Raw genomic sequence first — 24,330 nt, 5'->3', positions numbered from 1 at the left:
CGGTTCGGCCGATGAGCGACGCGCCCCTGTACGTCGGCGTCGTCTACAGCGACGGCGAGTGGCTGGCGGCCGCGTTCGCCGGCGACGGGTTCGACCACGCCGACGTGTTCCCGGAAGTCGGGAGCGTCTGGGCCCAGTACGAGGAGGTCGCCGAGTCGATCCTCGTCGACGTGCCCGTCGGACTCCGCGAAGAGGGCGAACAGCCACGAGCACCCGAGCGAGCGGCCCGGCAGGTGCTGGGCCCCCGTGCCGACGCGATCACCGATCCGCCGGTCAGGGAAGCCGCGCGAAAGCGTCGGTATCCGGCGGCGGCCCGGGTCACCGAACGCAAGACCGGTCGCGACCTCTCGCGGGCGGCCTTCGAGCGCAGCGACGCCATCGTCGCCCTCGACGACCTCCTCCAGGAAGTCTCGGAAGCCCGACCGGTGATCGCCGAGGCCCACCCGGAGGTCTGTTACCGGGCGTTCGCCGGGACGACGCTGGCCGAGGACCCCGCGACGGCCGCGGGCTACGCCGAGCGGATGCGCGCGCTCGCGACGTTCGACCGGGACGCGCCGCCGGTCGTCCAGAGCGCGGCCGAGGCCACCGCCGGCCACGCCGTCACCGTCGCCGACGTGCTCGACGCGGTCGCGCTCGGCTACACCGCACGCCCGGGCCCCGGCTCGATCCGCACGCTCCCGGCAGATCCGCCGACCGATCCCACCGGGCTCCCGATGCGACTGGCCTACCGGGCGGAGTCACCGCTGACGGCCGAAGAGAGCTGAGACGCCAACGCAGTCGCTACGAGACTGATAAATGAAAGAACGCAGTCCGACCGATTACAGGCGGGTGACGTTGGTCGCCCGCGGACCCTTGTCGGCCTGTTCGATGTCGAATTCGACTTCCTGTCCCTCTTCGAGGTCCGGGCCGCCGACGTCTTCCATGTGGAAGAACACGTCCTCGTCCGCATCCTCTGTGTCGATGAAACCGTAACCGCCTGTGTCGTTGAAGAAATCAACCGTACCGTTTGCCATTGCCTTCGTCCGGAGACGCCGGGGACATATAACCCTTGCGAGACAGCCAACCACAGGATACGCCGCGAGCGTCCGCTACTGGCGGGCAAAAGCGGTGTTTCGATGTCGACCCGAGCGGTTCAGAGGTCGACCGTGACCCGGAGTTCCGAGTCAGTCACGGTCTCGACGGCATCGGCGGGGAGTTCGATGTCGTCCTCGTCTGCGTCGCCGAAGCCCAGTCCCTGGATCAAGGCCTCGCCCATATCCGGGTCCGGTTCGACGTAGGCGACCTGTTCGTCCGGATCGACTTCGGTCACGATTCCGATCTGTTCACCCTCGACGTCCATGAGGAACTTCCCCTCGTCTTCTGTTGACAGGACGGTCATCCTCGTCCGGTGGGTGCGGGGTGGGTCGCAAATAGCTACGGGTTCCGGCGACCCCACACGGGTTCGCGGAGTTCCTACGGCGCTGGCGCTCCAGGGGAGGATATGGCCGACGACTTCGACACCGGCGATCCGACCGCGATGGACCGCGCGGAACTCGCCGCCGCCCTGCACGCACACCTCGCGGCGACCGAGGAGTTGCCCATCGACCCGACGGCGAACCGCTGGCTCGGCGAAGCGCAGGCCGCAGCAGCCGACGTTGCGGACGGATCGGCCCCCGACGCCGTCGTCACGAAACGCGCCCGACAGGTCGTTCGCCTCCTCGAAAGCGCCGGCGACCTCGACAACGACGCGGCCGCCCGCCGTGTCGACGCCGCGCTGACCGTCGCGCGGGAACTGGTCGCTCGGGGCGACTCCGACTAGCTCGCGCCGTCCCGTCCGGCGACGACCGCAGTGCTCCGCGTGGCGGAGCCCGTGCGAGCGAAAAGAACACCGCGACCGATGGCCAGTTCAGTTCGCTGCCGCGTCGTTCAAACCGGCCTGCACCCAGTACCACGACAGGGGCGCGAAGAACAGAAACAGGACGAACAGGACCGTCTTGCCCTGATCCGTGACCGCCTCCGCGGCACTCGAGATCTGCCAGAACGAGATCAGGTTCACGACCGGGATGATCGCGAGGATCGGCGTCAAGCTCTGGTTCGTCCCCCTGTCCAGTTGCTTGGCAGTCGAGTAGGTCCAGTAGATCGTGTAGAAACCGAGCGTAAGGATGGAAAACAGGACCTGTTTTCCGTGCGACTTCTTGCTGAAGGCCGACGCGTCTGTTATTTGTGCCTGTCCGGACATCGTATGTAACCGTTCTTTCGAGCTGTTATATGAATCTAACGACAGTTACCACGTGTAAAACCCGTGTCAAGTTCGGCGGATACGCGTGTTCTGTCTCCCCGGTGTACAAGCATACCGCGACGAGCGGATCGAGTCACGATTTCCCCGGACGCGACCGCAGGGAGCGTCCGGTAGTTTTTCCCCACGTTTTTTGCGACCGAGTGGTGCGCGTAGCGCACCCAAGGGAGTGAAAAGTGGAATGCCGCCTCCCCGATTTGAACGGGGGACAGCTCGATCTTCAGTCGAGTGCTCTCCCAGTCTGAGCTAAGGCGGCGCGCCGTCGTGCGCATCCCGACAGTTGAGGGTGGTAGAAAAAAGGATTTCGAAAGCCCGGTCAGACGGGAACCGGCCTGGCTCGCCGCCGCAGCCGTGGCCAGGCCGCGTTCACACGCTCGAATCGGCCCCGACGTTCAAGGATCGTGCCGCGCCATACCGGACCGATGGTCGACGAGGGCGACCGGGCTCCGGACTTCGAGTTACCGGGTCTACGCGGGAGCGAACGCGGGGTGTATCGACTCAGCGACTGCGTGACCCATGGCGGGGTGTTGCTGGCGTTCTACCCCTGTGATTTCAGCCCGCTCTGCAAGGAGAAACTCTGTACGCTCCGGGACGTGGAGTGGTTCGAGTTCCAGCCCGAGTTCTCCGTGCTGGGGATCTCCCAGGACAGCCTCTACGCTCACGAGGAGTTCATCGGCCGCCACGACATCCCGTTCCCGCTGCTCAGCGACACCGACGGCCGCGTCACCCGTCGCTACGACGTGCAGTACGACTACTGGCACCGCCAACCCGGACTCCCGCGACGGGCGTTTTTCGTCCTCGACGAGTCACGGACTGTCCGGTACCGCGCGGTCGCCACCGAGGCGACGGAGGTCCCCGATCTCGGGCCGCTACTGGACGCCGTTCGGTCGCTGTCCGCCCCGAAGTCGGACTGAACAGCCGGTGTCGACCAGTCCGAGCGACAACCCTTTGCCGATGGCCGAGACAATGACGATATCATGAGGGATCGGAGGGACTCCCGGGGGGGAGACGGAGACCGATCGATCAGGAACGCCAAGCGCAACGAGCGCCCCGTCGAGGGGCGGGGCGTCCGCCGCGCACAGGACGCCGACGCCGGCGTCGGCCCGAGCGCGAACGCGGGCCCGGCCGACGGCCCGGGCGGCGACGACCGAACCGAACGCGCCATGCGCGACGTGAGCTGGCACCTCGACATGGTCGAACAGCAGGAGCCCGACAAACAGGACCACCGGATTCGCGAAGCCCGGCGCATCTCGCGGGACCTCTCGACGGGCACGCCGTCGAAGGCGACCGCGCGCAACCGCACCCAGCAGGTCGACGACCTGCTCCAGCGCGCCGACAGCACCGGCGATCCAGACGCCGACTCCCACGTCGACACCGCCCGCCAGATGGTCCGCGATCTGCTCTGGTGGATCAAGCCCTGAGTGTGACACCCCCGGAGTGGTACGCCAGCGCGGCCGGAGACGTGGCCGCAACGTTACCCGAACCACTCGCTGTTGAGGCGCTCGTCGTCGGTCAAGTACCAGCGGATAACCGAGTAGATGACGCCCAGCGAAAAGACCACCGCGACGACGAACTCGATCTGGTTCATATCGGTAGGTTCGTTTCAGTATAGTAAACAATATCGCCGGCAAAATCAACGCTTTCCGCGGCGCTCACGAGTTGTGCGCGCCGCGTAACAGTGGATTCGGGCGGATTCGAACCGGAGACAGACGTGCTCACATCCGTTGTGCGCGACTGGCAGGGTTCGAACCGCCCTCACACCTTGCTGCTGCTCACGGTTCGTTCACAGCAACAAGTGGGTTCGGGCGGATTCGAACCACGAGGACTTCGCTCCGCTCGTCCTCTGGGCCGCGAATCCGACGAACGCTTTTCGCGGCGCTCACGATTTTTTCGCGCCGCGAGGCAGTGGGTTCGGGCGGATTCGAACCACCGACCTCGGCCTTGTAAAGGCCGCGTCATAACCGACTAGACCACGAACCCGCATTCGACCCAAGTCCACGCCGAAGAATAACGCTTACTCTCTGGGTCGACAGCCTTACCCCGCCGACTCCCCACCGCTCGACCATGCCGTCTCGGGCCGTCAACGCGCTCACAGCGGGGTTACTCCTCGTGCTGGCTGTCGTCCTCGTGATCCAGTCGGGCGTCCTCGCACCGCCGCTGGAACCCGGCGACTACGAGAACGCGATCGTCACCGTCCGGGACGACAACGGGACGACGCTCGCCACCGTCGACGTGCGGATCGCCGACACCGACCGCAAACGCTACGTCGGCCTCAGCGAAACCGCCAGCCTCGACCCCGGCGAGGGGATGCTGTTCGTCCACGAGAGCGTCGAGACCCGCGGCTACGTCATGCGGAATATGTCGTTCCCGCTGGACATCCTCTTTCTCGCACCCGACGGCACGATCACCACCATCCACCACGCCCCCACCGAACCCGGCGAGAGCGGCGACGACCTCACGAAGTACGAGGGGCGCGGGCAGTACGTCCTCGAAGTCCCGCACGGCTACACCAACGCGACGGGAATCGACGAGGGAGACGTCGTCGATATTCCCGACGGCGTCGCCTGACCGTCGCCGGGACCACACGCTTTATTCTGGCGCACGTGGACGGTTCCGGCGTGTCACGACGCCCGACACTCGCGACCGTCCTCGTGGTCTGTGCGCTCATCCTAGCAGGGTGTTCGGGGACACCCGGTAGCGCAACGTCGACGGCCACGTCCGCGACGACCAGCAGTCCCGAGATCGCGGAGACACCAGCCGAGACGACGACCCGAGCGGGGACGCCAACGGTCACCGACGGCTCCGAGACTGACAGCGCCGAAATCGAGACGCCCAAGACCGACGCCCAGTCGCGGCCACAGGTCGAACTCCGGGACGGGAACGGGACCGTTCTGGGGCGAGTCACGGTCGCCATCGCCGATAGCGGGAGCGAGCGGCGGACAGGTCTCAGCGACACCGAGCGGTTGAACGAGAGCGAAGGGATGCTGTTCGTCTACCAGTCACCCGACAGACACACCTACGTCATGCGGGACATGGGTTTCCCGCTGGACATCGTCTTTATCGCCCCGAACGGGACCATCACGACCATTCACCACGCCCCCACCGAGCCGGGCGTCGCAGAGGAGAACCTCACACACTATCCGGGCGACGGGCAGTACGTACTGGAGGTGAATCGCGGCTACGCCAACCGCACGGGGCTCGCGGTGGGTGACGCGGTGGCGATCCCGGCCGGGGTCGCGACATCGGACGCGACGCCCAACCCCGACACCGAGGGCTGAGAATTCGGGCGGGTGGTCGCCAAGCGAGGGGCTTTTGCGGACTCACCACGTTTCACTGGTGATGGATATCGGTGCCGCCGACACGGACGACGATCCGTTCGAGGAGGCCCGCGAGCGGACCGACGACCCGATGCGACGGCTGTTCGCCGAGTACGGTCGCGAGAACCTGTCGTGGTTCGGCGTGGGACTGTTGGGCAGCGTCGTCGCACGCGTCCTCGACCTGTTGCCGCCGGTGTTGCTTGGCCTGGCGGTCGACGCGGTCTTCCGCGGCGACAAGTCCTTCACGCTGCTTCTGGTCCCCGACGCCTGGATCCCGGCCACACGCGACGGCCAGCTCCTCCTGACGGTCGGCCTGATCGCCGGCGCCTTCTTCGTCGGTGCGACTTTCCACTGGGTGCGCAACTGGGGCTGGAACGGCTTCGCCCAGCAGATCCAGCACGACATCCGCACCGACACCTACGACAAGATGCAGCGGCTGGACATGGACTTTTTCGCCGACAAGCAGACCGGCGAGATGATGTCGATCCTCTCGAACGACGTCAACAGGTTAGAGAACTTCCTCAACGACGGGATGAACTCCGCGTTCCGACTGGGCGTCATGGTCCTCGGGATCGCCGCCATCCTCTTCTGGATCAACTGGCAACTCGCCGTGATCGCCCTCGTGCCGGTCCCTCTCATCGCCTACTTCACCTACCGGTTCGTCCGGACGATCCAGCCGAAATACGCCGAGGTCCGCTCCTCCGTGGGGCAGGTCAACTCCCGCCTCGAAAACAACCTCGGCGGCATCCAGGTCATCAAGAGCGCCAACACCGAACCCTTCGAGTCGGATCGGGTCGAGGAGGTCTCCCGGGACTACTTCGACGCCAACTGGGACGCCATCGACACCCGGATCAAGTTCTTCCCCGGCCTGCGGATCATCTCCGGCGTTGGCTTCGTCCTGACCTTCGCCGTCGGGGGCTTCTGGGTCATCAACGGCCCGCCGGGCCCGTTCACTGAACCGCTGTACGTCGGCGAGTTCGTCACCTTCATCCTGCTCAATCAGCGGTTCATCTGGCCGATGGCCCAGTTCGGGCAGATCATCAATATGTACCAGCGGGCCCGCGCATCGGCCGAGCGCATCTTCGGCCTGATGGACACGCCCGCCCGCATCGCCGAGGAACCCGACGCCGAGGACCTCGTGCTGGAGGACGGGCGCGTCGAGTACGAGGACGTGACATTCAGTTACGACAGCGAGAACGCCGACCCGATTCTGGAAGACATCTCGTTCTCGGTCGACGGCGGCGAAACGTTCGCGCTGGTCGGCCCGACCGGTGCGGGCAAGTCCACGGTGCTGAAGCTTCTGATGCGGATGTACGACGTTGACGAGGGGACCATCCGCGTCGACGGACAGGACGTGCGGGACGTGACCATCCCCAGCCTCCGGGAGACCATCGGCTACGTCAGCCAGGAGACGTTTCTGTTCTACGGCACCGTCGCCGAGAACATCCAGTACGGCACGTTCGACGCCGACCGCGAGGCCGTGATCGAGGCCGCCAAACGGGCCGAGGCCCACGAGTTCATCACGAACCTGCCCGACGGCTACGACACCGAAGTGGGTGAACGGGGCGTCAAGCTCTCGGGCGGCCAGCGTCAGCGCATCGCCATCGCGCGGGCGATCCTCAAGGATCCCGAGATTCTCGTGTTGGACGAGGCGACCAGCGACGTGGACACCGAGACGGAGATGCTCATCCAGCGCTCGCTGGACCGCCTCGCCGAGGACCGGACCACCTTCGCCATCGCCCACCGGCTCTCGACGATCAAGGATGCCGACCGGATCGTCGTCCTCGACGACGGGCGGATCGTCGAGCGCGGGACCCACGACGAACTGCTGGCCGAGAATGGACTCTACGCCAACCTCTGGGCGGTCCAGGCCGGCGAGATCGAGGAGCTACCGGAGGAGTTCGTCGAGCGCGCGACGGAGCGACGGGCGAAGACGGAGTCGGACGACGACTGATCGGTGAGGGACGGTCAGGCCTGCTCGACGAACGTCGCGTCGGCGGAGGTTCGACCCTGGTTGAACGAGAGGACTTTCGAGCGGATCACGTCGCCTTTCGACACGGCGTCGGGCACGTCCTCGGTGAACAGGACGAACCCCTCGACCCTCCCGACGGCGACCCGATCACCGGAGTGGTGGTCGGTGAACTCGGTGATCCCGAACTCGTAGGTCTCGCCGAGTTCGACCGGCGGGTCGCGCTCCTGGGCGGCCTCGTGGGCCCGCTTCGATTCACTGGCGTCTGACGAGCGCCGTCGGAGGAGGACGAGCAACAAGAGGAGAACGACCACGGCCGCGACGCCGGCCCCGATCCAGACTGTTTGCATACTCACCTCTGCGAGCGCCGGCGTGTATAGGTTTGTGGCTCGTGACGGCAGTCCCACCACTACCGCGCCGGGGCGCTTACGTGCCCGCCGGCCGAGGACACCGGTAATGCACCTCGACGAGGCCACCTGGACCGACGCCGACGCCGCCGACGCCGATCTCGCCGTCCTCCCGGTCGGCAGTACCGAACAGCACGGCCCCCACGCGCCGCTGGGAACGGACTTCCTCACCGCCGAGGCCGTCGCGGAGCGCGGCGCTGACCGCTACGAGGTCGACACCGACGAGTCGGTCGTGGTCGCGCCGTCGATCCCGGTGGGCGTCGCCGAGGAACACCGCCAGTTCACCGGGACACTGTGGGTGAGCGAAGACACCTTCCGGAACTACGTCCGCGAGACCGTCGAGAGCCTGCAGTCCCACGGCTGGCGGCGCGTCGTCGTGGTCAACGGCCACGGTGGTAACGTCGACGCGCTTCGGGAGCTTTGTGCCCGCGTCACCCGTCACACCGACGGGTACGCCGTGCCGTTCACCTGGTTCGACGCCGTCGGCCCTGACGAGGTGACGATGGGCCACGGCGGTCCCCTCGAAACGAGCGCGCTCGCGTATCTGCATCCGGAACTCGTCAGGGAAGATCGACTGGACGAGGCCGCGAAGGGCGGAGCCGACGGCTGGGGCGAGTGGGAACAGGGCGTGAATCTGGCCTACGATAGTGCGGCGTTCAGCGAGAACGGGACGGTCGGCGATCCCCGCGAGGGGGACGCCGACCTGGGCGAGCGACTGGTCGACGACGCGGCGACGGCACTGGCGGCGCTACTGGAACGGGTTGCGGACCGCGATCCCGGCCTGCCAGAGCACCGCTAGTCCGCGGCTTCGGCTTCCTCGGCGTCGGCGTCCGCGTCGGCCTCGGCGTCTCCCTCGTCGTCCGCGTCGGCGGCTTCGTGGGCGTCGTCCAGCGCGCCGCGCAGTTCCGGGACGGTGCTGGCGAGGTCGCTCACCTGCTCGTGGGCGTCCTCGATGTCCGCGAAGACCTCCTCGAGGGTCTCGATCTCCTCGGCGAGGTCGTCGGCGTCCTCGAAGGCGTCGGCCCGGTCACCCATCGTGTACCACTTCTTGGCGTCGGTGAGGTGGTCCTGTGCTTCGCCCGGGTCCAGCGCCGACCGCAGGCCGTTCAGGACACCGAGCGTGTTGTCGGCGTCCACGTCCCAGATGGCGTCGCCCTCGGGCAGGGCCTCGCGAGCCTTCGCGAGCGATTCCTCGACATCCTCGCGCATCTCCGAGGCCGCCTCGTCGAACAGATCGTCGTCGTCCAGAGTCGTCTGACCCATACCGTCCGGTTCGGCGGCCGAGGGTATAAAAACCCGCCCGAAAGTGAAAGTGAAATCGCATGACTGCGATGACCCGGGTGAGACGGACCGGCATGGGCGGTGGGTCACTCTCGGACGGCGGTTCGTTGCTCGGGGATCAGATCGAGGTCGTCGTCGGTGTCACCGAGTACGAGCAGGGTGTAGTAGCGCAGGAACGTCTGGAGCGGGACCTGCACGAGGGCGACCACGGCCAGCACGAGGGCGACATAGACGAGTCCGAGGACGACGAGGACGCCGATCACGGCGGTCGTGAGGGTGCCGCCACCGACGAAGAAGGCGACGATGCCGACCACGAGGAACGGGATGGCCAGCACGACGGCGGCGATCCCGATCACGGTGGCCGCGGCGAGGCTGACGACGAGATTGAGCAGGAACGCGAGGAGGACGTAGGCGGCGTACTGCCAGAGATTGTTCCGGAGCGTCGGCCAGAAGCGCCGCCAGCCACCGAGGATCGACCGGTCCTGCAGGACGACGACGGGGACGACGAAGTCGACGGTGAACCCGTCGATCAGGGCGACGAGCGGGAACAGAACCACGATCAGGGGCAGCGCAAGCAAGATGGCCGAGAGGATCTGTGCGTCGGTCCAGGTCAGCACGGGGCCGGTCGGGCCGGCGACGGCGACGACCCCGATAACCGCTGCCGCGGCGAGCAGGAAGACACCGAGCCGGAAGGCGAAGAGTCTGAGCCCAGCGCCCAGATACCGGCGACTGTACCGCCTGACGTGAACCGCCTCGCTCCGGAGCGATTCGACGAAGACGAACTCCATGATCGAACCGATCACCCCGAGGACGACGAGGACGGCGACGACGACGGCGGCGATCAGCGCGAGGATGGCCAGCACGTCTCCCGGGATCGACTCGGGGAGTTCCGAGACCCCGCTGCCGGAACTCGATACCGAGGAGCCGGCGTTGGTGGGGCCGTTCAGACCGAATCCACCGGCGACGAAGAACGCCACGACCGCGAGGCGGAGCCACCGGGATCTGTCGACGGGGAAGAGGTACGCACGGGTCACGTCGATAGCATCGCCGACGTCGTCGACTGCGTAGAGGGCCATATCGACGTTTCAGCCACCAGCCACATCCGTGTTTCGTCGCTTCTCACCACGAGCAGTCACCCGGAGTGTGACGGTTCGGATTCGGGGTTCGTCGTGTCGCCGGTCGCCGCCGTCTCCCTGGTGGTCTCGATCCCCGTGATTTCGAAGCGAGCACCTTCGAGGTCCTCGCACTCGGTTCCCGTGATCGTCCAGCCGTGCGCGTCGACGATGTCGGCGACGATGCTCAGGCCGAACCCGGTGCCGCCGTCGCTCGTGGTGAACCCGTGTTCGAACACGTCGGCGTCGTCGGGGAGGCCCGGGCCGTCGTCGGCGACGTAGAGGCCGGTCGTTCCCGGCGGGGTACCGGGCGCGTCGGCGCACGCCTCGACCGTGCCGACGGCGACGGTTACGTCGGGACCGCCGTGTTCCACGGCGTTGCGGAAGAGGTTCTCGAACAGCTCACGGAGCCGGTCCGGATCGGCGACGACGGTGTCGGGCAGCGGTTCGAGGTCGATCGTCGCGTCCGCCGTCCCGGTGTGTGCCCAGGCGTCCTGCACGATCGGGACGGGGTCGACCGACGCGGGATCGCCGACGACCGCGCCCTTCCGGGCCAGTGTCAGCATATCGTCGATGAGTCGCTCCATGCGCTCGACCGCGGTGGAGATGGCCGCGAAGTGTTCGGGATCGCCGGTCTCCTCGGCGAACTCCAGGCGGCCGTCGATGACGGTCAGGGGGTTGCGCAGGTCGTGGGAGACGAGCGTCGCGAAGCGGTCGAGCCGGTCGTTTTTCCGTTCGAGGTCCTGCTCGTGGTGTTTGCGCTCGGTGATCTCCCGGGAGTTGACGACGATGCCGCCGACGGTGGGGTCGTCGAGCAGGTTCCGGCCGCGGGACTCGATCCAGCGCCAGGTGCCGTCGGCGGCCTCGATGCGGTACTCGACGGCTGCCTCCTCGCTCGACCCCCAGTCGGGGAACCGCTCCTGGACGGCCATCCGGTCGTCCGGGTGGACCAGTTCGACCAGCGGCGTCCCGACGAGGTCGGCGGCGTCGTAGCCCAGCACCCGTTCGGCCGAGGGACTCTGGTAGGAGATGCGGCCCTCGGCGTCAGTGACGGTGACGATATCGGTGGACTGCTCGGTGAGCGTGCGGTACCACTGCTCGACCGACCGGCGACCGGTGATGTCGCGAAGGAGGAGGAGTCGGCCGGTGATGCGGGCGTCGCGCAACGTGGTCAACTCGGCGTCGAAGTAGCGTTTCGAGTCGCCATCCTCGACGACGATCTCGTCTCTGATCTCGGCCTCCGAGTCGGTGCGGTCGAGGAAGTCCACACAGGCCGGGAACGCCTCGACGACCGGCGTCCCGAGCGCGTCGTCGGGGTCGTCGAGCACGTCCCGGGCCGCCGGGTTCAGGTCGACGATGCGGAACTGGTCGTCCAGCACCATGTACCCGTCGCGGATGTTGTCGAGGACGGTGTCGCGGGCGACGGGGACCAGATCGAGCAGCCGGTAGCGAAAGAGCGCGATGCCCCAGACGACGCCGAGAAACCCCAGCGTCAGTGGCGTGTAGTCGATGGGCGTCAGACCCAGCACCCAGGCGACGTTCGCCGCGAAGGCCGGCACTGCGCCGGCGAGCAGGGCCGTCCCCTGCCGGCGGTAGTGCTGGCGTGATCCCAGTGCCATCCGGAGACAGAGCACGAGACCCGCCGTCACGAGGAGGTAGTTGTAGGTCGTGTTGACCCAGTACCACGGGCCAAAGGAGCGCGCGAGGATGGCCAACGAGCCGACCTGTTCGACGCCGACTTCGGCGTAGATCAGGTGATGGAGCGGGTTCGTCGGCGTGAGGACGACGGCCACGAACAGGGGCTCGGCCGCCAGCAGGGCGACCGTCCGGCGCGTGACCCACTCGCTGGACCCCGTGTACGTCAGCATGAACACGAGAAAGCCCACGGGGACGAGGTTGTGGCCGACGTAGCCCACGGTCCGCCAGAGGAGCATCCACCTCAGGTCACCCGCTGCGAACTGGAGCGCGTGCGCGCCCGACCAGATGGCGGCCGCCAGCATCAGGAAGGTGAACTCGCGGACACCGCTCTCCTCGCGGCTCTGTCGGGCGACGACGATCAGCCCGACAGACAGCGCCGTCGAAAACAGGAGAAGCGGAACGATGAGTGCCTGAAGCCCGGCCATTCGGTAGTCGTCAGCCGAAACAGGGAACCGACGGTGAAAAAGCTACGTACGGTTCGACGGGTCGAAATCCGGCGCTGTGGCCGCTCAGCCGCCCACGTCGACCAGCCGCATCAGCGGATACCCGTCTTCCATCTCCATCCGGGTCCGGACCGTGTGGCCCTCGTACGCGACACGAATCTCCACGTCGAGAAAGCGGCCCGTGAGTTCGGTGTAGTCGGCCGGGCCGTCCGCGAGGGCGCGTTCCAGTTCCTCGGTCAGGATCTCGACGGTCACCGCCTCGCAGTGGGGCTGGTTCTCGATGGACTCCTCGATGGCGCGGGCGAGCGAGTCGGCGCTGTCCGGACTGACCGGCGTACCCGCGAACTGGTGGTACAGCGAGCCGAACTTGATCCCCGCCTCGAAGCAGGCGGCCTGCGCGTCGCTCGGTTCCATACCGGACGGGGGACCGGCGCAGGGAAGTGTGTTCCGGGACCCGCGCGGCGGGCTCCAGCAGCGGGTCGCGCTACGGACCACCACGGAACGCTTTTCGGTGTCGGCCGATTCCGGAGTGTATGGACTACGACGTCGCGCTCGACAGAGCCTACGAGAGCCTGCCCGAGCGAACAGCGAGCCAGCAGCGACTCCAGATCCCCGACCCCGCCGCCCAGGAGGACGGTGCGTTCACGCGGTTGACGAACCTCAAATCCATCGCGGACGCCCTGTCCCGGGACCCGGAACACGTCCACCGCTACATCCAGCGCGAGTTCGGGACCAACGGCCAGTTCGACGGCGATCGGAGCCGCTACAACGGGACCTTCTCCGCCGCGGACTTCGAGGCCGTCCTCGACGCCTACGCCGAGGAGTACGTCATCTGCTCGGAGTGTGGCCTGCCGGACACGAAACTCACCACCGAGGACCGCACCCAGATGCTCCGGTGTGAGGCCTGTGGGGCCTTCCGCCCGGTCGACAAAGGCTCGACCAAGACGAACACCGAGACCAGCACCGCGACGCTCGAAGAGGGCGAGACCTACCAGGTCAAGATCACCGGGATGGGCCGGAAGGGCGACGGCGTCGCCGAGAAAGGCAAATACCGCATCTTCGTCCCCGGCACCAGCGAGGGCGACGTGGTGCAGGTCTACATCGACAACATCAGCGGGACGCTGGCCTTTGCCCGCCCGGTGCAGTAACTAGTCGACGGTCACGACCGCCGTGTAATTCCTGCCTTCGCCGTCGACTCCGGCGTGGATCGTGACGTTGTAGGCTCCACGAGAGGCGTTTTCCGTGGCGACGACGGGAAGTTCCGTCGTGACGTTCGTCGACTCCCACCCCCAGCTGGGCGGCAGGCTCAGCCAGGTGACGCTGGGCGGACGAGAGTGAGCCACATCGCCGTGATCGATACTGACGTTCTCCGCCCGAATCCGGTCGACAGTGAGGCCGGTCGTGTGCCGCATCTCGATTGTCAGCGTGCCCGTCTCGCCGGGACTGATCGTCGGTGCGTCGACGGTAAGCGCCGTCTGATACTCGTCGCTCGCTGACTCGGTTTCCCGTGGATCGTCGCCGATCACGCCTCCACAGCCGGCCAGCAACAGACACCCCGCGACTGCGAGGAAAGCTGTTCGACTGGTCACGGACCGTCGTTTTTCGGCAGACTCCTTAGCCGTAATTAATTACTCGTTTGAGGGGTACCGAACCGCATCTTACTTACTCGCGCCGTCGCTGAGGTTTACTCGAATGGACGACCCGGTTTTGCTCACGGGTGCTGGCGGGCGCGTCGGCGAGGCAATCCTGCAAGGCCTCGGCGAGACCTACGACTGGCGGCTCATGTATCACAATCCGCCGGACGAAGAGCCCGACCACGAGTATCTCGTCGGCGACGTGATCGACGAGGAGGTGGTCCGAGAGGCCGTCGACGGTGTGGCGGCGATCATCCACCTCGCGGGCGACCCACGGCCATCCGCACCCTGGAAGAGCGTCCTGTCGAACAACATCGACGGGACCCAGAAGATGTACGAGGCAGCGGTCGAGGCCGGCGTCGAGCGGTTCGTCTACGCCTCCTCGAATCACGCCGTCGGGGCCTTCGAGACCGACGAGCGTACGCCGGAAATGTACCGCACCGACGACGACTACCGCCTCGACGGCACCGAACTCCCGCGTCCGGGCAACCTCTACGGCGTCTCGAAGGCCACCGGCGAGGTCCTCGGGCGGTACTACCACGACGAACACGGGATCAAAGTCTGTAACGTCCGCATCGGCAACCTCACCGAGGGCCACCCGCCCATCGACTACGAGCGCGGGCAGGCCATGTGGCTCTCCTATCCCGACTGTGCCCACCTCCACGAACGCACGCTGGAAGCCGACTACGAGTTCGAGATCGTCTATGGGATCTCGGACAACGACCGGAAGTACTACTCGCTGGAACGGGCCAAAGAGGCGCTCGGCTACGACCCGCAGGACAACTCCGCCGAGTGGGACGGCGACGAACACGTCGTTAACGACCAATGAGGTCGTGAGAGTTTTCGGACGAAACTCCCGTTTTCGACCTCCCACTATTGTTGTCCTACACGGGATGTAACCGAGCCTCTGCTGTCGGCTGGTTCGTGTTAGTGTAGTATCCGTGGACTCTTCAGTCTTCCCCCATATTGAGATGGTTCGAGTGGCAGAGCTGCCTACGCGTTTGTTTTCGACCACTACCAAAGTATACGAGGACGGATTTGGTTCGCTACGGGCAAGAGTACCAGCAGTACCGTGGAAGGTGCCTGAAATCTTTACCCCACCTCTCCGTATCCGCTGTTATGACCTTCGGCACGACATGGAACAACCTTCTCGAAAACGTCGAGGAACTCCCCTCTGACGCGACCCTCGTTACCCCACTCTCTCGCAAAGCCTTCGGCGTGACCGATGTTCAGGAACCTCGGATTTTGATAGAGTACCGCGACGACGACGAGACAATTCCCCTACAGCGCGACCAGTTCGAGACGCTGTACCGTCGTATTCAAGACGCGCATGGCGAGTTCGACCTTGGCCGATTGCCTCCGGACGCCGAACCGTATGCTACGGTCATATCCCTACACCCTCGCTTCGAGGTTGACGACCGTGCGGGGACACTGAAAGAGAGCGACCAGTCCACAGGCTCGCCACTGGTGGAAGCCCAAGGAGATACCGACGACGAGGACACGGAGCGCGAAGAGCCGGATGTGGACGTGTATGCGGACGCGCTGTTGCTGATTGACGCCCTCGAACGCCACGACGTAACTACACTCGAAGACGTGGAAACACCCGCTCTCGTCAATCTCTACACGCTCTTGTCGGATGTACAGCGGAACGCCAACGACCTGCGCCAAGACGTGCGGGCTGTCCTTCTCGACCGGCTTCACCATGACCAGCCGGTGTCCGGTCAATTTGGTTCGGTGCAACGAACTTCGCGCCGGAACCGGTCGCTCAAAGACGACGAGGTAGTGTTGAACGCGTTCGAGTCTGCCGGAATCGAGCGCGAACGGCTGACCACCGTGGATTCGAGCAAAGTCGATGAAGCGCTCAACGTAACCGAACTGTCCGAAAGCGACGTGTACGAGATAGAAGAGAGCGAGTACGTCAGAAAGGCGGACGTAGACGAAGACGAGAAAGAGACGCGGCTACAGGGACTCAAGGACAGGCTGGCGGAGACAGAAGGCGAGGAAGCCGATGAATTGCGCGAGGAAATAGAGGAACTCGAAGGGCGGATAGAGGAACTGACCGAGTTCCGGTCGGGTCGGTCGTTCCACACCTCTGCTGGTGGACAGTAACGAGTCGGCTCAAATATCGAAAAAGGGCGTCAGAACCCGGTGGTCACTTCGATTTCGTAGTCGTCTATACGGCTCGCGTCCTGCCCGGTGAACATACAGTCGAACTCCCACTCGCGGCCAGCCGCGAGGTCGCTCACGTTGTCGAGTCCTTCGCCGATTTGGGTACCGTCGGCGTCGAGGAACGTCGCGGTCGCCTCAACGTAGGAGAGTTCACTGTCGGTGTTGTTCACGGCGGTACCACGGACACCCGACGAGAACTCTTCCTCGTAGAACTCGTGGTTCAAGATTTCCACGTCGGACTGGTCGTTGCCACCACCGTCTCCGCTGTTCCCCTCGTTGCTGTTGTCCGAGTCACCGCTACCACTGTCACCGCTGTTGCCGTTTGCGTCTCCGGTACCAGAGTCTCCAGAACCGCTATCAGAACAACCAGCGAGCGCGAGGCCACTAACCGTTGCTCCGATAGTTGCGATGTACTTTCTTCGTTGCATTTCAGTTCGTCATGACACACGGAGTGCATTTAGTTGTTGCTACAGTTTACGCTGTGTTAACTAAACCATACTATTCGTGATATGTAACGACATTGGCCGTGACTCGCTGATAATGAGGAAATCGGCTGATTGGATGTCTATTGCCGATGAACGCATTCTTGAAGCGCTTCGAGAGAACGAGTCCGGGACTCCGACGAGTCTATCAGAAAACGAGTACGTCCGGTTCAGTCGCCCGCACCTTCACCAGCGAATGACCAAACTGGAGCGGTACGGGCTAATCAGGTTCCTCGGAAATGGGGTGTACGTCCTCACCGAAGAGGGCCAGCAGTACCTTGACGGCGAACTTGACGCGGCGACTCTCGAACCGGACGACGAGGATTGAATCCGGGCCGTCTACGTCGCGGTCAGCGTCTCTTTGATTACGACCGAGTTTGTCGGTGTGTGAACGACACGAACGGTAACTTGGTCGCCGTTCTGAAGCGGACAGTCGGAATTGGGGATACGGAACAGAATGGCTTCGCCCGACGCGTATTCTGGTTCGTGAAGGGCGCTCTTGTCGGGACCACCGAGATAGGGTGGGCGTTCATCAAAAATATCGTCGCCCTCGATGTTGTTCTCACCAATCGCGTTACCTCCAGCCCCATCGACAGGGAGATTCACCAGCCGACCGTGTTTCCCGCAGGCGGCGGTCGCGTCAACGACGACTTCCATGTTCGAGGTTTGAATCGGGTCGCCCGCGACGTGTCGTATCCGAACAAAGCCGTTGTCACTCCCTGCGCCGTTCGATTCGAGTGTTCCGGAAGACTGTCCGACAACAGGCCCCGTTTCCGTCGTTTCCTCGCTGAACCCGAGGGCGAAAACAGAAATCGTCGCCGCCAGCACCACCACTATCGCTACCAGCAGGACATTCGAGACGACGGGGGTGACAGCACGCGACGACCGGGGAATCCGCATTCTGGTTAGGTCTTCGGTATGTCAGACCAAAGGACTTCATATTCGCTTGCGTTTCGGTGTCGGATTCGTCGCCAACGGCTTGCGAGAGCGTCGTGAGTGGTGCGTGAACGTGGTCGGCGTCGAAGCGAGGGGTATTGACCGTGGTTTCTTACGTTCGTCATACGGCGCTGTGCGGCTGTGTGAGCGCACCCTGATTCAATTCAGTAATCTCTAACTGCTTATTCATACCCAAGAATTATAATCTTATAGAACGTAGTAATCAATAGAGGGCGACCGCTTCTCGGAGCTTGATTCGCGTCAGAAAGCCCCGCGTGCTTGGACACGCGAGGGTCGCCTTCTGGTGGTGCCAAGAAGGCATGAGCCAATTCGAGATAGCGGAAGGTGAATCTTCCGTCACGGCTGACTGTACCGACCTCGAACAGCGCGATGTACGCGCCCTGACGGAGTACATGACCGTCCTTCCGGTCGGGGGCGACGTGTACTCTGTGACGACCGAGAGCGGGTCAGAGTACCGCGTGGACGCCCTCGAAGGGCGCTGTACCTGCCCGGACAAGCAGTACAATCTCGACGACGGCGAACTCTGTAAACATGAGCGCAGAGTCCGATTCGCCACTGGTCAATGGGCTATCCCCGCGTGGGTTGACGCCGACGAGGTAGACGCGCAACTCGGTGAACACGTCGCCGGGACGCCAAAGGTCGCCGTGACTGACGGTGGTGTGACCCTCGCAGAGTTCAGTGCCGACGACCGCGACGACGACCGGCCCGAGGACTGCGACTGTGGCGAGTGGAACGACGGCCTCGGGCTGTGCTGTTGGCCCTGCTACCGCGAAGGGTTCGAGACGCCGAACCCAAACGCCACGGAGGACGACGAATGATGGACACCCCGACGTGTCCCCATTGCGGCGAGAAACTCGAATACGGCGCACTGTTGGACTGTGTGACCGGCCAGCGCGGATGGGCCTGTGATGAGTGCAACGTCGCCTACTCATCGCTGGAGGTGGGCCAATGACCCGACCGTCTCCGGCGTCGGCCCTGAACGGCGTACAGGTGGGCAACATCTGCGATCGGTGTAACCGTCGGATTCGTACGGGTGACATGGCGGTCGTCTACGCGACCTACTACGACCCCGACGGGTGGGTCGTCCGGCGCGTGATGTGCGATTGCGGGAGTCGTACTATCGGACTGCCGACTGACGGTGCCGACGAGGTAATTGTCGAGGCTGTCTGGTGGGCCGGGCGGCTCGTCGGTGTCAAGACCGTGGACCGGAGTAGGCCGTGAAGCGCTGTTGCGGCTGACGACATGACTTTTTATCATTCCATCAGATTGGTAACGTATGGTAGACCCGGAAAAGACAGAATGGTCAAATCTTGATTGGAAGTCGTATCAGAAAATTGTCGCTGGTCTACACGCGCTTGGCGAGGATGTTGATGTAGAACACGAATATGACTATCCGGTTCACTCGGGCGGCACGAAGGAGATGGATGTAGTAGTGTGGGATAGACGAGGGCGATATACTGTAACGACTCTCATCGAGTGCAAGTTCCATGACGAGCCGATTGAACAGGAAGTTGTAGACAGCTTGGTCGGAGTCTTGGATAATTCTGACGCCAATAAGGGAGTTGTTGTCTCGAAGAATGGCTTTCAGAGTGGAGCAAAGGAGAGAGCGAAAGGTTCTGGGATTGAGTTGTGGACACTACGGCAGATAATTCCCGATATTGACCTTGAAGACCGGATTCGACGGGTCAACATAGACGTAACGGTCAACCAACCGAAATTTGAAGTTCTCGATATGGATGTTCGTGCGGTGGAAGAAGAGCAGAAGGGTAGAGAAATAAATGCGACCTTCACTCCGCAGAACAGCATGATATATACCCTCGATAGAGAACCGACGGGCGAGACTCTACTTGACCGCTTGAACCAGCGGTTCAATTCGGTGGAGGAAGGTGAGCATACAGAAGAGTTCGAGGATTCATTGTTGCTGATTCAGGGTGAGTTTTACCAGCTTGTGTCTGTGGACTATCGAGTCACTTACTCTTCGGGAACTACCGAATATACCACTGACTTGCTTGACGACGCTGACCTGACATTGAAGGACGAATTAGGAGATACCCATGAGTTTGTGTCCTTGTCCGAAGCCCTTCGCACATTCGTAGAGGAAGTAGACGACCAAGAATAGGTATGACGGGTCTGCTATACCATTCTGAAGAGGGTTATACGCAAGCCGAGTCACCGTTCGATAGAGCAATCCGTGAAACAGCCAACGCCGAGAACATTCGGATTGTCTGTCCGTACATCGGCCCGAGTTACTTGAAGAGCGTACTTGCTTCTGCTGACGACTGGCGGTTAGTGACCGACGTGGAAGCGTGGATTGGAACGTTCGGTGGGAGTACACGGGACGAGATACACGAGTTGATAAAGACGAACCGAGAGCGGATTCACCACTTCCCCGATGTTCACGCGAAGGCTATCCTATCCGACGATTCGGCTGTCGTCGGCTCGGCCAACCTCACAGAGAAGGGCGTGGTCGGTCGGACAGAGATAGGGGTTCGGTTCACCGACGACGAGAAGGTAGACGAACTGAACGAGTGGTTCAACCGCCTCTGGTCTGAAAGCGGTCCTGTCGATAGCGGGGAATTGGACGAGTTCGTGGAATCGTCGTCCTCGACGCCGACGACCCACACCGAGTCTGGTACCTCGCTTTCCTCGGACGCACCACGAGTGAGGGCGACCTTCGTAGAGGATACCAGACCTACCACAGAAGACGTTAACGCCGAAGAAGAGGCGCACGAGACGCTGGTTCATCGCGTTCAGCAAGCCCCGAATCGAGAATGGGCGACTGACTTCTTCGACCTGCTGAACGACCTGATAGCCGCGACTGGTCTTGCTGAAGACGACGCGCGGCTGGTCACGTCCATCGCCCAAGACGACCGAATCGCCGTATCCATCAACAACCGCTACGTCCTCGGTGCACTCTTTTCGGGTGAACCGACGACCGGGTTCATCGTCGGTGCTGACACCGAGAAGGTAGACGAACTAATCGAAACTGCCGACGAACACATGGCGTTCAATGCTCTTTCGGGCGAAGCCACCGACGAGACACCGCATTGGGTCGAGTTCACCGGGGAGCCGGAGCGAATGGTGTCACAATCGTTCCGTCGGGCGTGGATTAGCGCAGTCTACAATGAGTTAGAGCGTGCAAGTGGGTCACCGTATCAAGACTCTCACGAGCCGCTGGTGTTCCGAGCGGCAGTTGACAAAGAGTACAGAAATCAGGTGCTTCGTGAAGCGTTTCTGAACGGCTAATTAACGACAGAGGGATTCATCGCGTTTTGGAGTATGCGTTTTGCCGGGGTCTCACTCCAAGGTGTCACCCGTGTATATAAACGCCACCCGAAGCCGTCACCTCAACGTCGATACCGTTTGGGCCACTCACGTGTTGGAATACATCATGGGCTTCCTGTTCAGATAGCCCGTGTTCGTCGATGAGGATGGTTTTCACTGCCCGGACAGGGACATCACCATCATCGGTACGTTCACCCTCATAATCTTCCACAATTTCGGGAACGATTTCAGTCAGGATATGTGACTTATCCATCACCACTCAATTGGGGATGGGGGCTAAATAATCTTTTTTGTGGGTCAAAATAAACGTGTTATCTATTCACCGGTCGCTCCTTCACAAACCCTTTGAATGAAGACAAGACGAGATAGATGAAATAGTCTACGACCTCTTCGACCTGACCGACGACGACCGCGACGTGGTGGAAGAGTATCTATCGGTATTCTGACCGCCGCGGAACTGGTAGTTGAATAACATTGATAATGTAGCCCTACGGCAGACTCTATATGCCTGATACTGTCGAGGATATGCTACCTGACCTGAACAGTCGTATCTTTCTCCCCGGCCTACAACGAGAGTTCGTTTGGAACCCATCGCAGATTGAGATGTTGTTCGACTCGCTTATGCGGGACTACCCCATCGGAGTGTTAATCAAGTGGAACGTCCGCCGAGCGCGAGAAGACTACTACGCCTACGAGTTCATACAGAACTATATCGCTGACTCGGGCCGGGTACCACAAGCACTGAAAGACGAGGGCTATATCCGGAACAACGACCGGGCCGACGACGCAGAGGCCGACGCTCTCATTATTGACGGTCAGCAACGCCTGAACTCTCTTTTTATCGGCCTCTTCGGTAGTATCGTCAGCTACACTGGTGGAACAGGGAATACCCGTGACGAAGCGCAGTTCTGGGATGAGAAAGAGTTGTGTGTGAACCTTCTCGCACATCCGGAGCATGACGGCGACGAGTTCGCGGGAGACTTCGAGTTCGAGTTCCGGCGCACAGACAAATTAAGCGACAACGACCAGTTCGGCTATGAGCGCTCGCAGGGAGTCCATAAGTTCTGGTACCCGATTCCGAACCTGATTGCCGAAGACGGAATGGTTCGTCGCCAGCAGGACAGCCGTAATCACGCACAAGAACACGTAGACAGTGCGAGTATAGAAATAGACGCCTCGACTCGCGAGACATTCCGACAAGCGACTCTCCTTGTGGTTGATTCTCTTTATAGAAATGTTCTCAATGCGGAACTCTCCACGACCGAGGTGAAGCACGAAACGGAGGACATTAAGGAGATTTTCCAGAGAATCAATATCCAAGGCTCCGAACCCCGGCCTTACCAGTTAATGCTCTCTCGCCTCATGAGTACGTGGCCTTACGTCTCGGACAATGCGTTCAATCCCCGCGATAAGGTTGAACAGTGGTCGGAACAGTTCAAGCACGACTACCCCGAGTACGAGACAGAGATTGACCGGGATATGTTCATGCGGTACTCTTACTACCTTATTGACGGCGACCTCGCGGGGAAGAGTTCTGTCAACGACCTTTCCGAGTCAGACCTTGAGCAAATGCGACGGAAGTGGATAGGGAGTCCGGACGGCGTGACGACTGCGGACTTCGAGTGGTTCACAACGGGTCTTCGTCGGGCCTTCGAGACGCTAACCGGTATCGGATTCTCGAATCGAACGATGGACTCCGTTCCCTATGTTACGCTACTGGCGAAGTTCTTCTACGAGAATCCGGCGGCTGACGAACACGACCCCGACTTGCGGAATGACGTGTTCAAATTCTTCTCGCTGGCGCTCTTACTGAACGAGTCACACGGACTGCTTCGACGGACGAAAGCCCGGAACATGATTCCCGTTCTCGCTGAAAACCGTGGTGAGTACGATTCGTTCCCTGCGTTGGACTTATTCAGTACACTCAATGTCAGCCCGGCGAGTGAAGACATTGAGCGGGTCGTCAACAACGCCAGCTACAATCCGAACGCACCGGGTACTGTGACATTCACCAGTGGGAACGTCGCCGCTGTTCTCGGCCTGATTGACGACGTTTACGAGCAAGAGGATATTTCGGACTACGACGTTGACCATATCTTCCCCGCTTCGCGTGACGACGAGGTTGCTGAAGCAGTCGGTGAGGACGTTGATATTCACCGTATCGGCAATCTTCAACTCCTTGATTCGGTTGTGAACCGCCGACAGAAGGGAACGAAAATGCCGAAGAAGTGGATGGACGACGTACTTGGTTCGGCACAGGTAGACCACTACCGAGAAGTGAACTGTTATCCGGATGTGTCGTTAGAGCCGGAGAACTACCAAGAGTTCGTAGAACAGCGTGAGCAACTACTGATAGAGGAATTGAAGACTCGATACGTCACGTAAGCGTGACGCCCCAACGAGAACCGTACAGCCATGTTCGGTTGGGAGACGCTTTCGGGTATCTCCCCGACCGAACCGACCAGCCTGTAGACCGCGACGACCTTCGTACACACCTCAAACATCGGTGGTTCGCCCCCGACGACCCCGAAGCCATTGATACCCTGATAGACGACGCTGTTTCGTCTGGTGTACTCTCCGAGAAGGAAGATGGTTCGTTGATGTTCAACGGAGAGTTCGTTACGATTTCGTTGGATGTGGGTGGTGAGGCATGGATAGACCTTGACCCTCGGTAGACGGTCAACGAAGGCCGGTGTTCTTGGCGAAGGATGGGGTTCTAACGACGAGGGGATAGTGCGGACTGACGAGGCGTTGAACATACTCGCCCCCGTTCAGGGTTTTAGAATAACTCTCCGAGCCTTCGCAGGCGTCGGATTCTGTGACACCTGATACGCCACACCCACTGCCGCCGAATAGGTGCGTGCCAAAGTAAGTCAGGCCGTTGGGATTCACCCGAGCCAAGTCCAACGTATCTTGGTGGTTGTTCGACCCTATTCCGAACAGTGCCACCCGAGTAGCGGTTGGGTTCTCGGGGAATATCGTTGCCTCAAAACCGGTTCCGTAACCACCGTGCGAAGCCTCGACCACAGTGGGACGGGTTTGTTATCGTGTGTCCACCGTAATTCCACGGTGTCAACTTCGCGCCGAACGGGCCGACTGGCGTTTGTGCCAGCCGTTTTTGAGAGGTGTTCCCGTTTAATTCGTCTTCAGTAATGTAGACGACTACCGATTGCCACTTTCGAGGGTATCCCTACTCGACAGGTTTGCACGGCTCAATTGAATCCACAGACGGCGCCGGGATAGGTCGTTAGAATCACGGGTATGAAGCGGGAGAGTAATGTTATGCCCAACACCCTCTTCC

30 protein-coding genes and 2 tRNA genes are annotated in these 24,330 nt (G+C 62.2%); 18 read left to right on the top strand and 14 right to left on the bottom strand.

The genetic code is table 11. From position 1 onward, the window contains the following. Positions 1-11 precede the first annotated feature (11 nt). Positions 12-764, top strand: a complete 753-nt coding sequence (locus tag BMX17_RS15850; RefSeq protein ID WP_092661843.1) for a DUF429 domain-containing protein — start codon at positions 12-14, stop codon at positions 762-764. 54 nt (positions 765-818) lie between these two features. Here the strand turns inward: BMX17_RS15850 and BMX17_RS15845 are convergent, their stop codons facing one another. Both BMX17_RS15845 and BMX17_RS15840 read right to left on the bottom strand, forming a co-directional pair. After that, positions 819-1,013: a cold-shock protein gene (locus BMX17_RS15845; RefSeq protein ID WP_077205918.1), complete on the bottom strand. Its 195-nt coding sequence runs from the start codon at positions 1,011-1,013 to the stop codon at positions 819-821. Positions 1,014-1,132: 119 nt separating this feature from the next. Beyond that, positions 1,133-1,378, bottom strand: a complete 246-nt coding sequence (locus tag BMX17_RS15840) for a hypothetical protein (protein ID WP_092661841.1) — start codon at positions 1,376-1,378, stop codon at positions 1,133-1,135. Positions 1,379-1,480: 102 nt separating this feature from the next. On the opposite strand from BMX17_RS15840, the gene BMX17_RS15835 reads away from it, so the two are divergent. Next, positions 1,481-1,798 carry a DUF8152 family protein gene (locus tag BMX17_RS15835; RefSeq protein WP_092661839.1) on the top strand — a complete coding sequence of 106 codons (318 nt, stop codon included), beginning with the start codon at positions 1,481-1,483 and terminating at the stop codon, positions 1,796-1,798. An 87-nt stretch (positions 1,799-1,885) separates the two neighbouring features. Here BMX17_RS15835 and BMX17_RS15830 read toward each other — a convergent pair whose 3' ends face one another. Both BMX17_RS15830 and BMX17_RS15825 read right to left on the bottom strand, forming a co-directional pair. Beyond that, positions 1,886-2,218: a DUF4234 domain-containing protein gene (locus BMX17_RS15830; protein ID WP_170845437.1), complete on the bottom strand. Its 333-nt coding sequence runs from the start codon at positions 2,216-2,218 to the stop codon at positions 1,886-1,888. A gap of 239 nt (positions 2,219-2,457) precedes the next feature. Continuing rightward, positions 2,458-2,531, bottom strand: a tRNA-Phe gene (locus tag BMX17_RS15825). 166 nt (positions 2,532-2,697) lie between these two features. Between BMX17_RS15825 and BMX17_RS15820 the strand changes: the two genes are divergently transcribed. Beyond that, positions 2,698-3,189, top strand: coding sequence for a redoxin domain-containing protein (locus BMX17_RS15820; RefSeq protein ID WP_092661837.1), 492 nt, complete (start codon positions 2,698-2,700; stop codon positions 3,187-3,189). A gap of 63 nt (positions 3,190-3,252) precedes the next feature. Beyond that, positions 3,253-3,696 carry a DUF8152 family protein gene (locus tag BMX17_RS15815; RefSeq protein ID WP_092661835.1) on the top strand — a complete coding sequence of 148 codons (444 nt, stop codon included), beginning with the start codon at positions 3,253-3,255 and terminating at the stop codon, positions 3,694-3,696. A gap of 485 nt (positions 3,697-4,181) precedes the next feature. Here BMX17_RS15815 and BMX17_RS15810 read toward each other — a convergent pair. Continuing rightward, a tRNA-Val gene (locus tag BMX17_RS15810) sits at positions 4,182-4,255 on the bottom strand. Between the two features lie 84 nt (positions 4,256-4,339). Between BMX17_RS15810 and BMX17_RS15805 the strand changes: the two genes are divergently transcribed. From BMX17_RS15805 to BMX17_RS15795, 3 genes are all read left to right on the top strand, one after another. Further along, positions 4,340-4,843, top strand: a complete 504-nt coding sequence (locus tag BMX17_RS15805) for a DUF192 domain-containing protein (protein WP_092661833.1) — start codon at positions 4,340-4,342, stop codon at positions 4,841-4,843. Positions 4,844-4,893: 50 nt separating this feature from the next. Beyond that, a complete protein-coding gene (locus tag BMX17_RS25250) occupies positions 4,894-5,553 on the top strand; it encodes a DUF192 domain-containing protein (RefSeq protein WP_244515027.1) in 660 nt (219 codons plus the stop codon). 61 nt (positions 5,554-5,614) lie between these two features. Further along, the gene (locus BMX17_RS15795) at positions 5,615-7,546 is read left to right on the top strand and encodes an ABC transporter ATP-binding protein (protein WP_092661829.1); all 1,932 of its coding nucleotides are present in this window, start codon (positions 5,615-5,617) and stop codon (positions 7,544-7,546) included. Between the two features lie 14 nt (positions 7,547-7,560). Here BMX17_RS15795 and BMX17_RS15790 read toward each other — a convergent pair whose 3' ends face one another. Then, positions 7,561-7,911, bottom strand: a complete 351-nt coding sequence (locus tag BMX17_RS15790) for a TRAM domain-containing protein (RefSeq protein ID WP_092661827.1) — start codon at positions 7,909-7,911, stop codon at positions 7,561-7,563. Positions 7,912-8,017: 106 nt separating this feature from the next. Between BMX17_RS15790 and BMX17_RS15785 the strand changes: the two genes are divergently transcribed. Next, positions 8,018-8,767 (top strand): creatininase family protein, encoded by a 750-nt coding sequence (locus tag BMX17_RS15785; protein ID WP_092661825.1) that lies wholly within the window; start codon positions 8,018-8,020, stop codon positions 8,765-8,767. On the opposite strand, the gene BMX17_RS15780 is transcribed toward BMX17_RS15785, so the two are convergent. The 4 genes from BMX17_RS15780 to BMX17_RS15765 form a co-directional block, all read right to left on the bottom strand. Continuing rightward, positions 8,764-9,231: a DUF5790 family protein gene (locus BMX17_RS15780; protein WP_092661823.1), complete on the bottom strand. Its 468-nt coding sequence runs from the start codon at positions 9,229-9,231 to the stop codon at positions 8,764-8,766. The genes BMX17_RS15785 and BMX17_RS15780 overlap by 4 nt on opposite strands. A 104-nt stretch (positions 9,232-9,335) precedes the next feature. Further along, positions 9,336-10,325, bottom strand: a complete 990-nt coding sequence (locus BMX17_RS15775) for a DUF7544 domain-containing protein (RefSeq protein WP_092661821.1) — start codon at positions 10,323-10,325, stop codon at positions 9,336-9,338. A 56-nt stretch (positions 10,326-10,381) separates the two neighbouring features. Beyond that, positions 10,382-12,484, bottom strand: coding sequence for a histidine kinase N-terminal 7TM domain-containing protein (locus tag BMX17_RS15770; RefSeq protein WP_092661819.1), 2,103 nt, complete (start codon positions 12,482-12,484; stop codon positions 10,382-10,384). A gap of 84 nt (positions 12,485-12,568) precedes the next feature. Further along, positions 12,569-12,916 (bottom strand): dihydroneopterin aldolase family protein, encoded by a 348-nt coding sequence (locus BMX17_RS15765; RefSeq protein WP_092661817.1) that lies wholly within the window; start codon positions 12,914-12,916, stop codon positions 12,569-12,571. 119 nt (positions 12,917-13,035) lie between these two features. Between BMX17_RS15765 and BMX17_RS15760 the strand changes: the two genes are divergently transcribed. Further along, positions 13,036-13,650, top strand: coding sequence for a translation initiation factor IF-2 subunit beta (locus BMX17_RS15760; protein WP_092661815.1), 615 nt, complete (start codon positions 13,036-13,038; stop codon positions 13,648-13,650). Here BMX17_RS15760 and BMX17_RS15755 read toward each other — a convergent pair whose 3' ends face one another. Beyond that, positions 13,651-14,091, bottom strand: coding sequence for a hypothetical protein (locus BMX17_RS15755; protein ID WP_139203549.1), 441 nt, complete (start codon positions 14,089-14,091; stop codon positions 13,651-13,653). 103 nt (positions 14,092-14,194) lie between these two features. Between BMX17_RS15755 and azf the strand changes: the two genes are divergently transcribed. Next, positions 14,195-14,965 (top strand): NAD-dependent glucose-6-phosphate dehydrogenase Azf, encoded by a 771-nt coding sequence (gene azf, locus BMX17_RS15750; protein WP_092661811.1) that lies wholly within the window; start codon positions 14,195-14,197, stop codon positions 14,963-14,965. Positions 14,966-15,255: 290 nt separating this feature from the next. Beyond that, positions 15,256-16,245, top strand: coding sequence for a DUF7983 family protein (locus BMX17_RS15745; RefSeq protein ID WP_092661809.1), 990 nt, complete (start codon positions 15,256-15,258; stop codon positions 16,243-16,245). A 29-nt stretch (positions 16,246-16,274) separates the two neighbouring features. On the opposite strand, the gene BMX17_RS15740 is transcribed toward BMX17_RS15745, so the two are convergent. Further along, positions 16,275-16,733, bottom strand: coding sequence for an FxLYD domain-containing protein (locus tag BMX17_RS15740; protein ID WP_092661807.1), 459 nt, complete (start codon positions 16,731-16,733; stop codon positions 16,275-16,277). Positions 16,734-16,809: 76 nt separating this feature from the next. Between BMX17_RS15740 and BMX17_RS15735 the strand changes: the two genes are divergently transcribed. After that, the gene (locus BMX17_RS15735) at positions 16,810-17,115 is read left to right on the top strand and encodes a winged helix-turn-helix domain-containing protein (protein ID WP_244515026.1); all 306 of its coding nucleotides are present in this window, start codon (positions 16,810-16,812) and stop codon (positions 17,113-17,115) included. Between the two features lie 11 nt (positions 17,116-17,126). Here BMX17_RS15735 and BMX17_RS15730 read toward each other — a convergent pair whose 3' ends face one another. Next, positions 17,127-17,687, bottom strand: coding sequence for a type IV pilin domain-containing protein (locus BMX17_RS15730; protein ID WP_092661805.1), 561 nt, complete (start codon positions 17,685-17,687; stop codon positions 17,127-17,129). A 356-nt stretch (positions 17,688-18,043) separates the two neighbouring features. Here BMX17_RS15730 and BMX17_RS26705 point away from each other — a divergent pair, with 356 nt between their 5' ends. The 5 genes from BMX17_RS26705 to BMX17_RS15710 are packed head-to-tail and all read left to right on the top strand — an operon-like array spanning position 18,044 to position 20,990. Next, positions 18,044-18,562, top strand: a complete 519-nt coding sequence (locus BMX17_RS26705) for an SWIM zinc finger family protein (protein ID WP_211611357.1) — start codon at positions 18,044-18,046, stop codon at positions 18,560-18,562. Further along, positions 18,562-18,696, top strand: a complete 135-nt coding sequence (locus BMX17_RS27315) for a hypothetical protein (protein ID WP_280141402.1) — start codon at positions 18,562-18,564, stop codon at positions 18,694-18,696. Before BMX17_RS26705 ends, BMX17_RS27315 begins: the two co-directional genes overlap by 1 nt. Further along, positions 18,693-18,965 (top strand): DUF8112 family protein, encoded by a 273-nt coding sequence (locus tag BMX17_RS15720; RefSeq protein ID WP_092661803.1) that lies wholly within the window; start codon positions 18,693-18,695, stop codon positions 18,963-18,965. Before BMX17_RS27315 ends, BMX17_RS15720 begins: the two co-directional genes overlap by 4 nt. Before the next feature lie 55 nt (positions 18,966-19,020). Beyond that, positions 19,021-19,863 carry a restriction endonuclease gene (locus BMX17_RS15715; protein WP_092661801.1) on the top strand — a complete coding sequence of 281 codons (843 nt, stop codon included), beginning with the start codon at positions 19,021-19,023 and terminating at the stop codon, positions 19,861-19,863. A 2-nt stretch (positions 19,864-19,865) separates the two neighbouring features. Next, positions 19,866-20,990 (top strand): phospholipase D family protein, encoded by a 1,125-nt coding sequence (locus BMX17_RS15710; protein WP_092661799.1) that lies wholly within the window; start codon positions 19,866-19,868, stop codon positions 20,988-20,990. A gap of 64 nt (positions 20,991-21,054) precedes the next feature. On the opposite strand, the gene BMX17_RS25245 is transcribed toward BMX17_RS15710, so the two are convergent. Continuing rightward, positions 21,055-21,282: an ANTAR domain-containing protein gene (locus BMX17_RS25245; protein ID WP_139203548.1), complete on the bottom strand. Its 228-nt coding sequence runs from the start codon at positions 21,280-21,282 to the stop codon at positions 21,055-21,057. Positions 21,283-21,533: 251 nt separating this feature from the next. Between BMX17_RS25245 and BMX17_RS15705 the strand changes: the two genes are divergently transcribed. Next, complete coding sequence (locus tag BMX17_RS15705; RefSeq protein WP_092661797.1) at positions 21,534-23,414, top strand: DUF262 domain-containing protein; 1,881 nt, start codon at positions 21,534-21,536, stop codon at positions 23,412-23,414. Positions 23,415-24,330 lie beyond the last annotated feature (916 nt).

It is taken from the genome of Halorientalis persicus, assembly GCF_900110215.1.
In the GTDB taxonomy this organism is placed as follows: Archaea; Halobacteriota; Halobacteria; order Halobacteriales; family Haloarculaceae; genus Halorientalis; species Halorientalis persica.
Note: the sequence above shows the minus strand (reverse complement) of the source record. Positions and strands in the feature narration are given on the sequence as shown.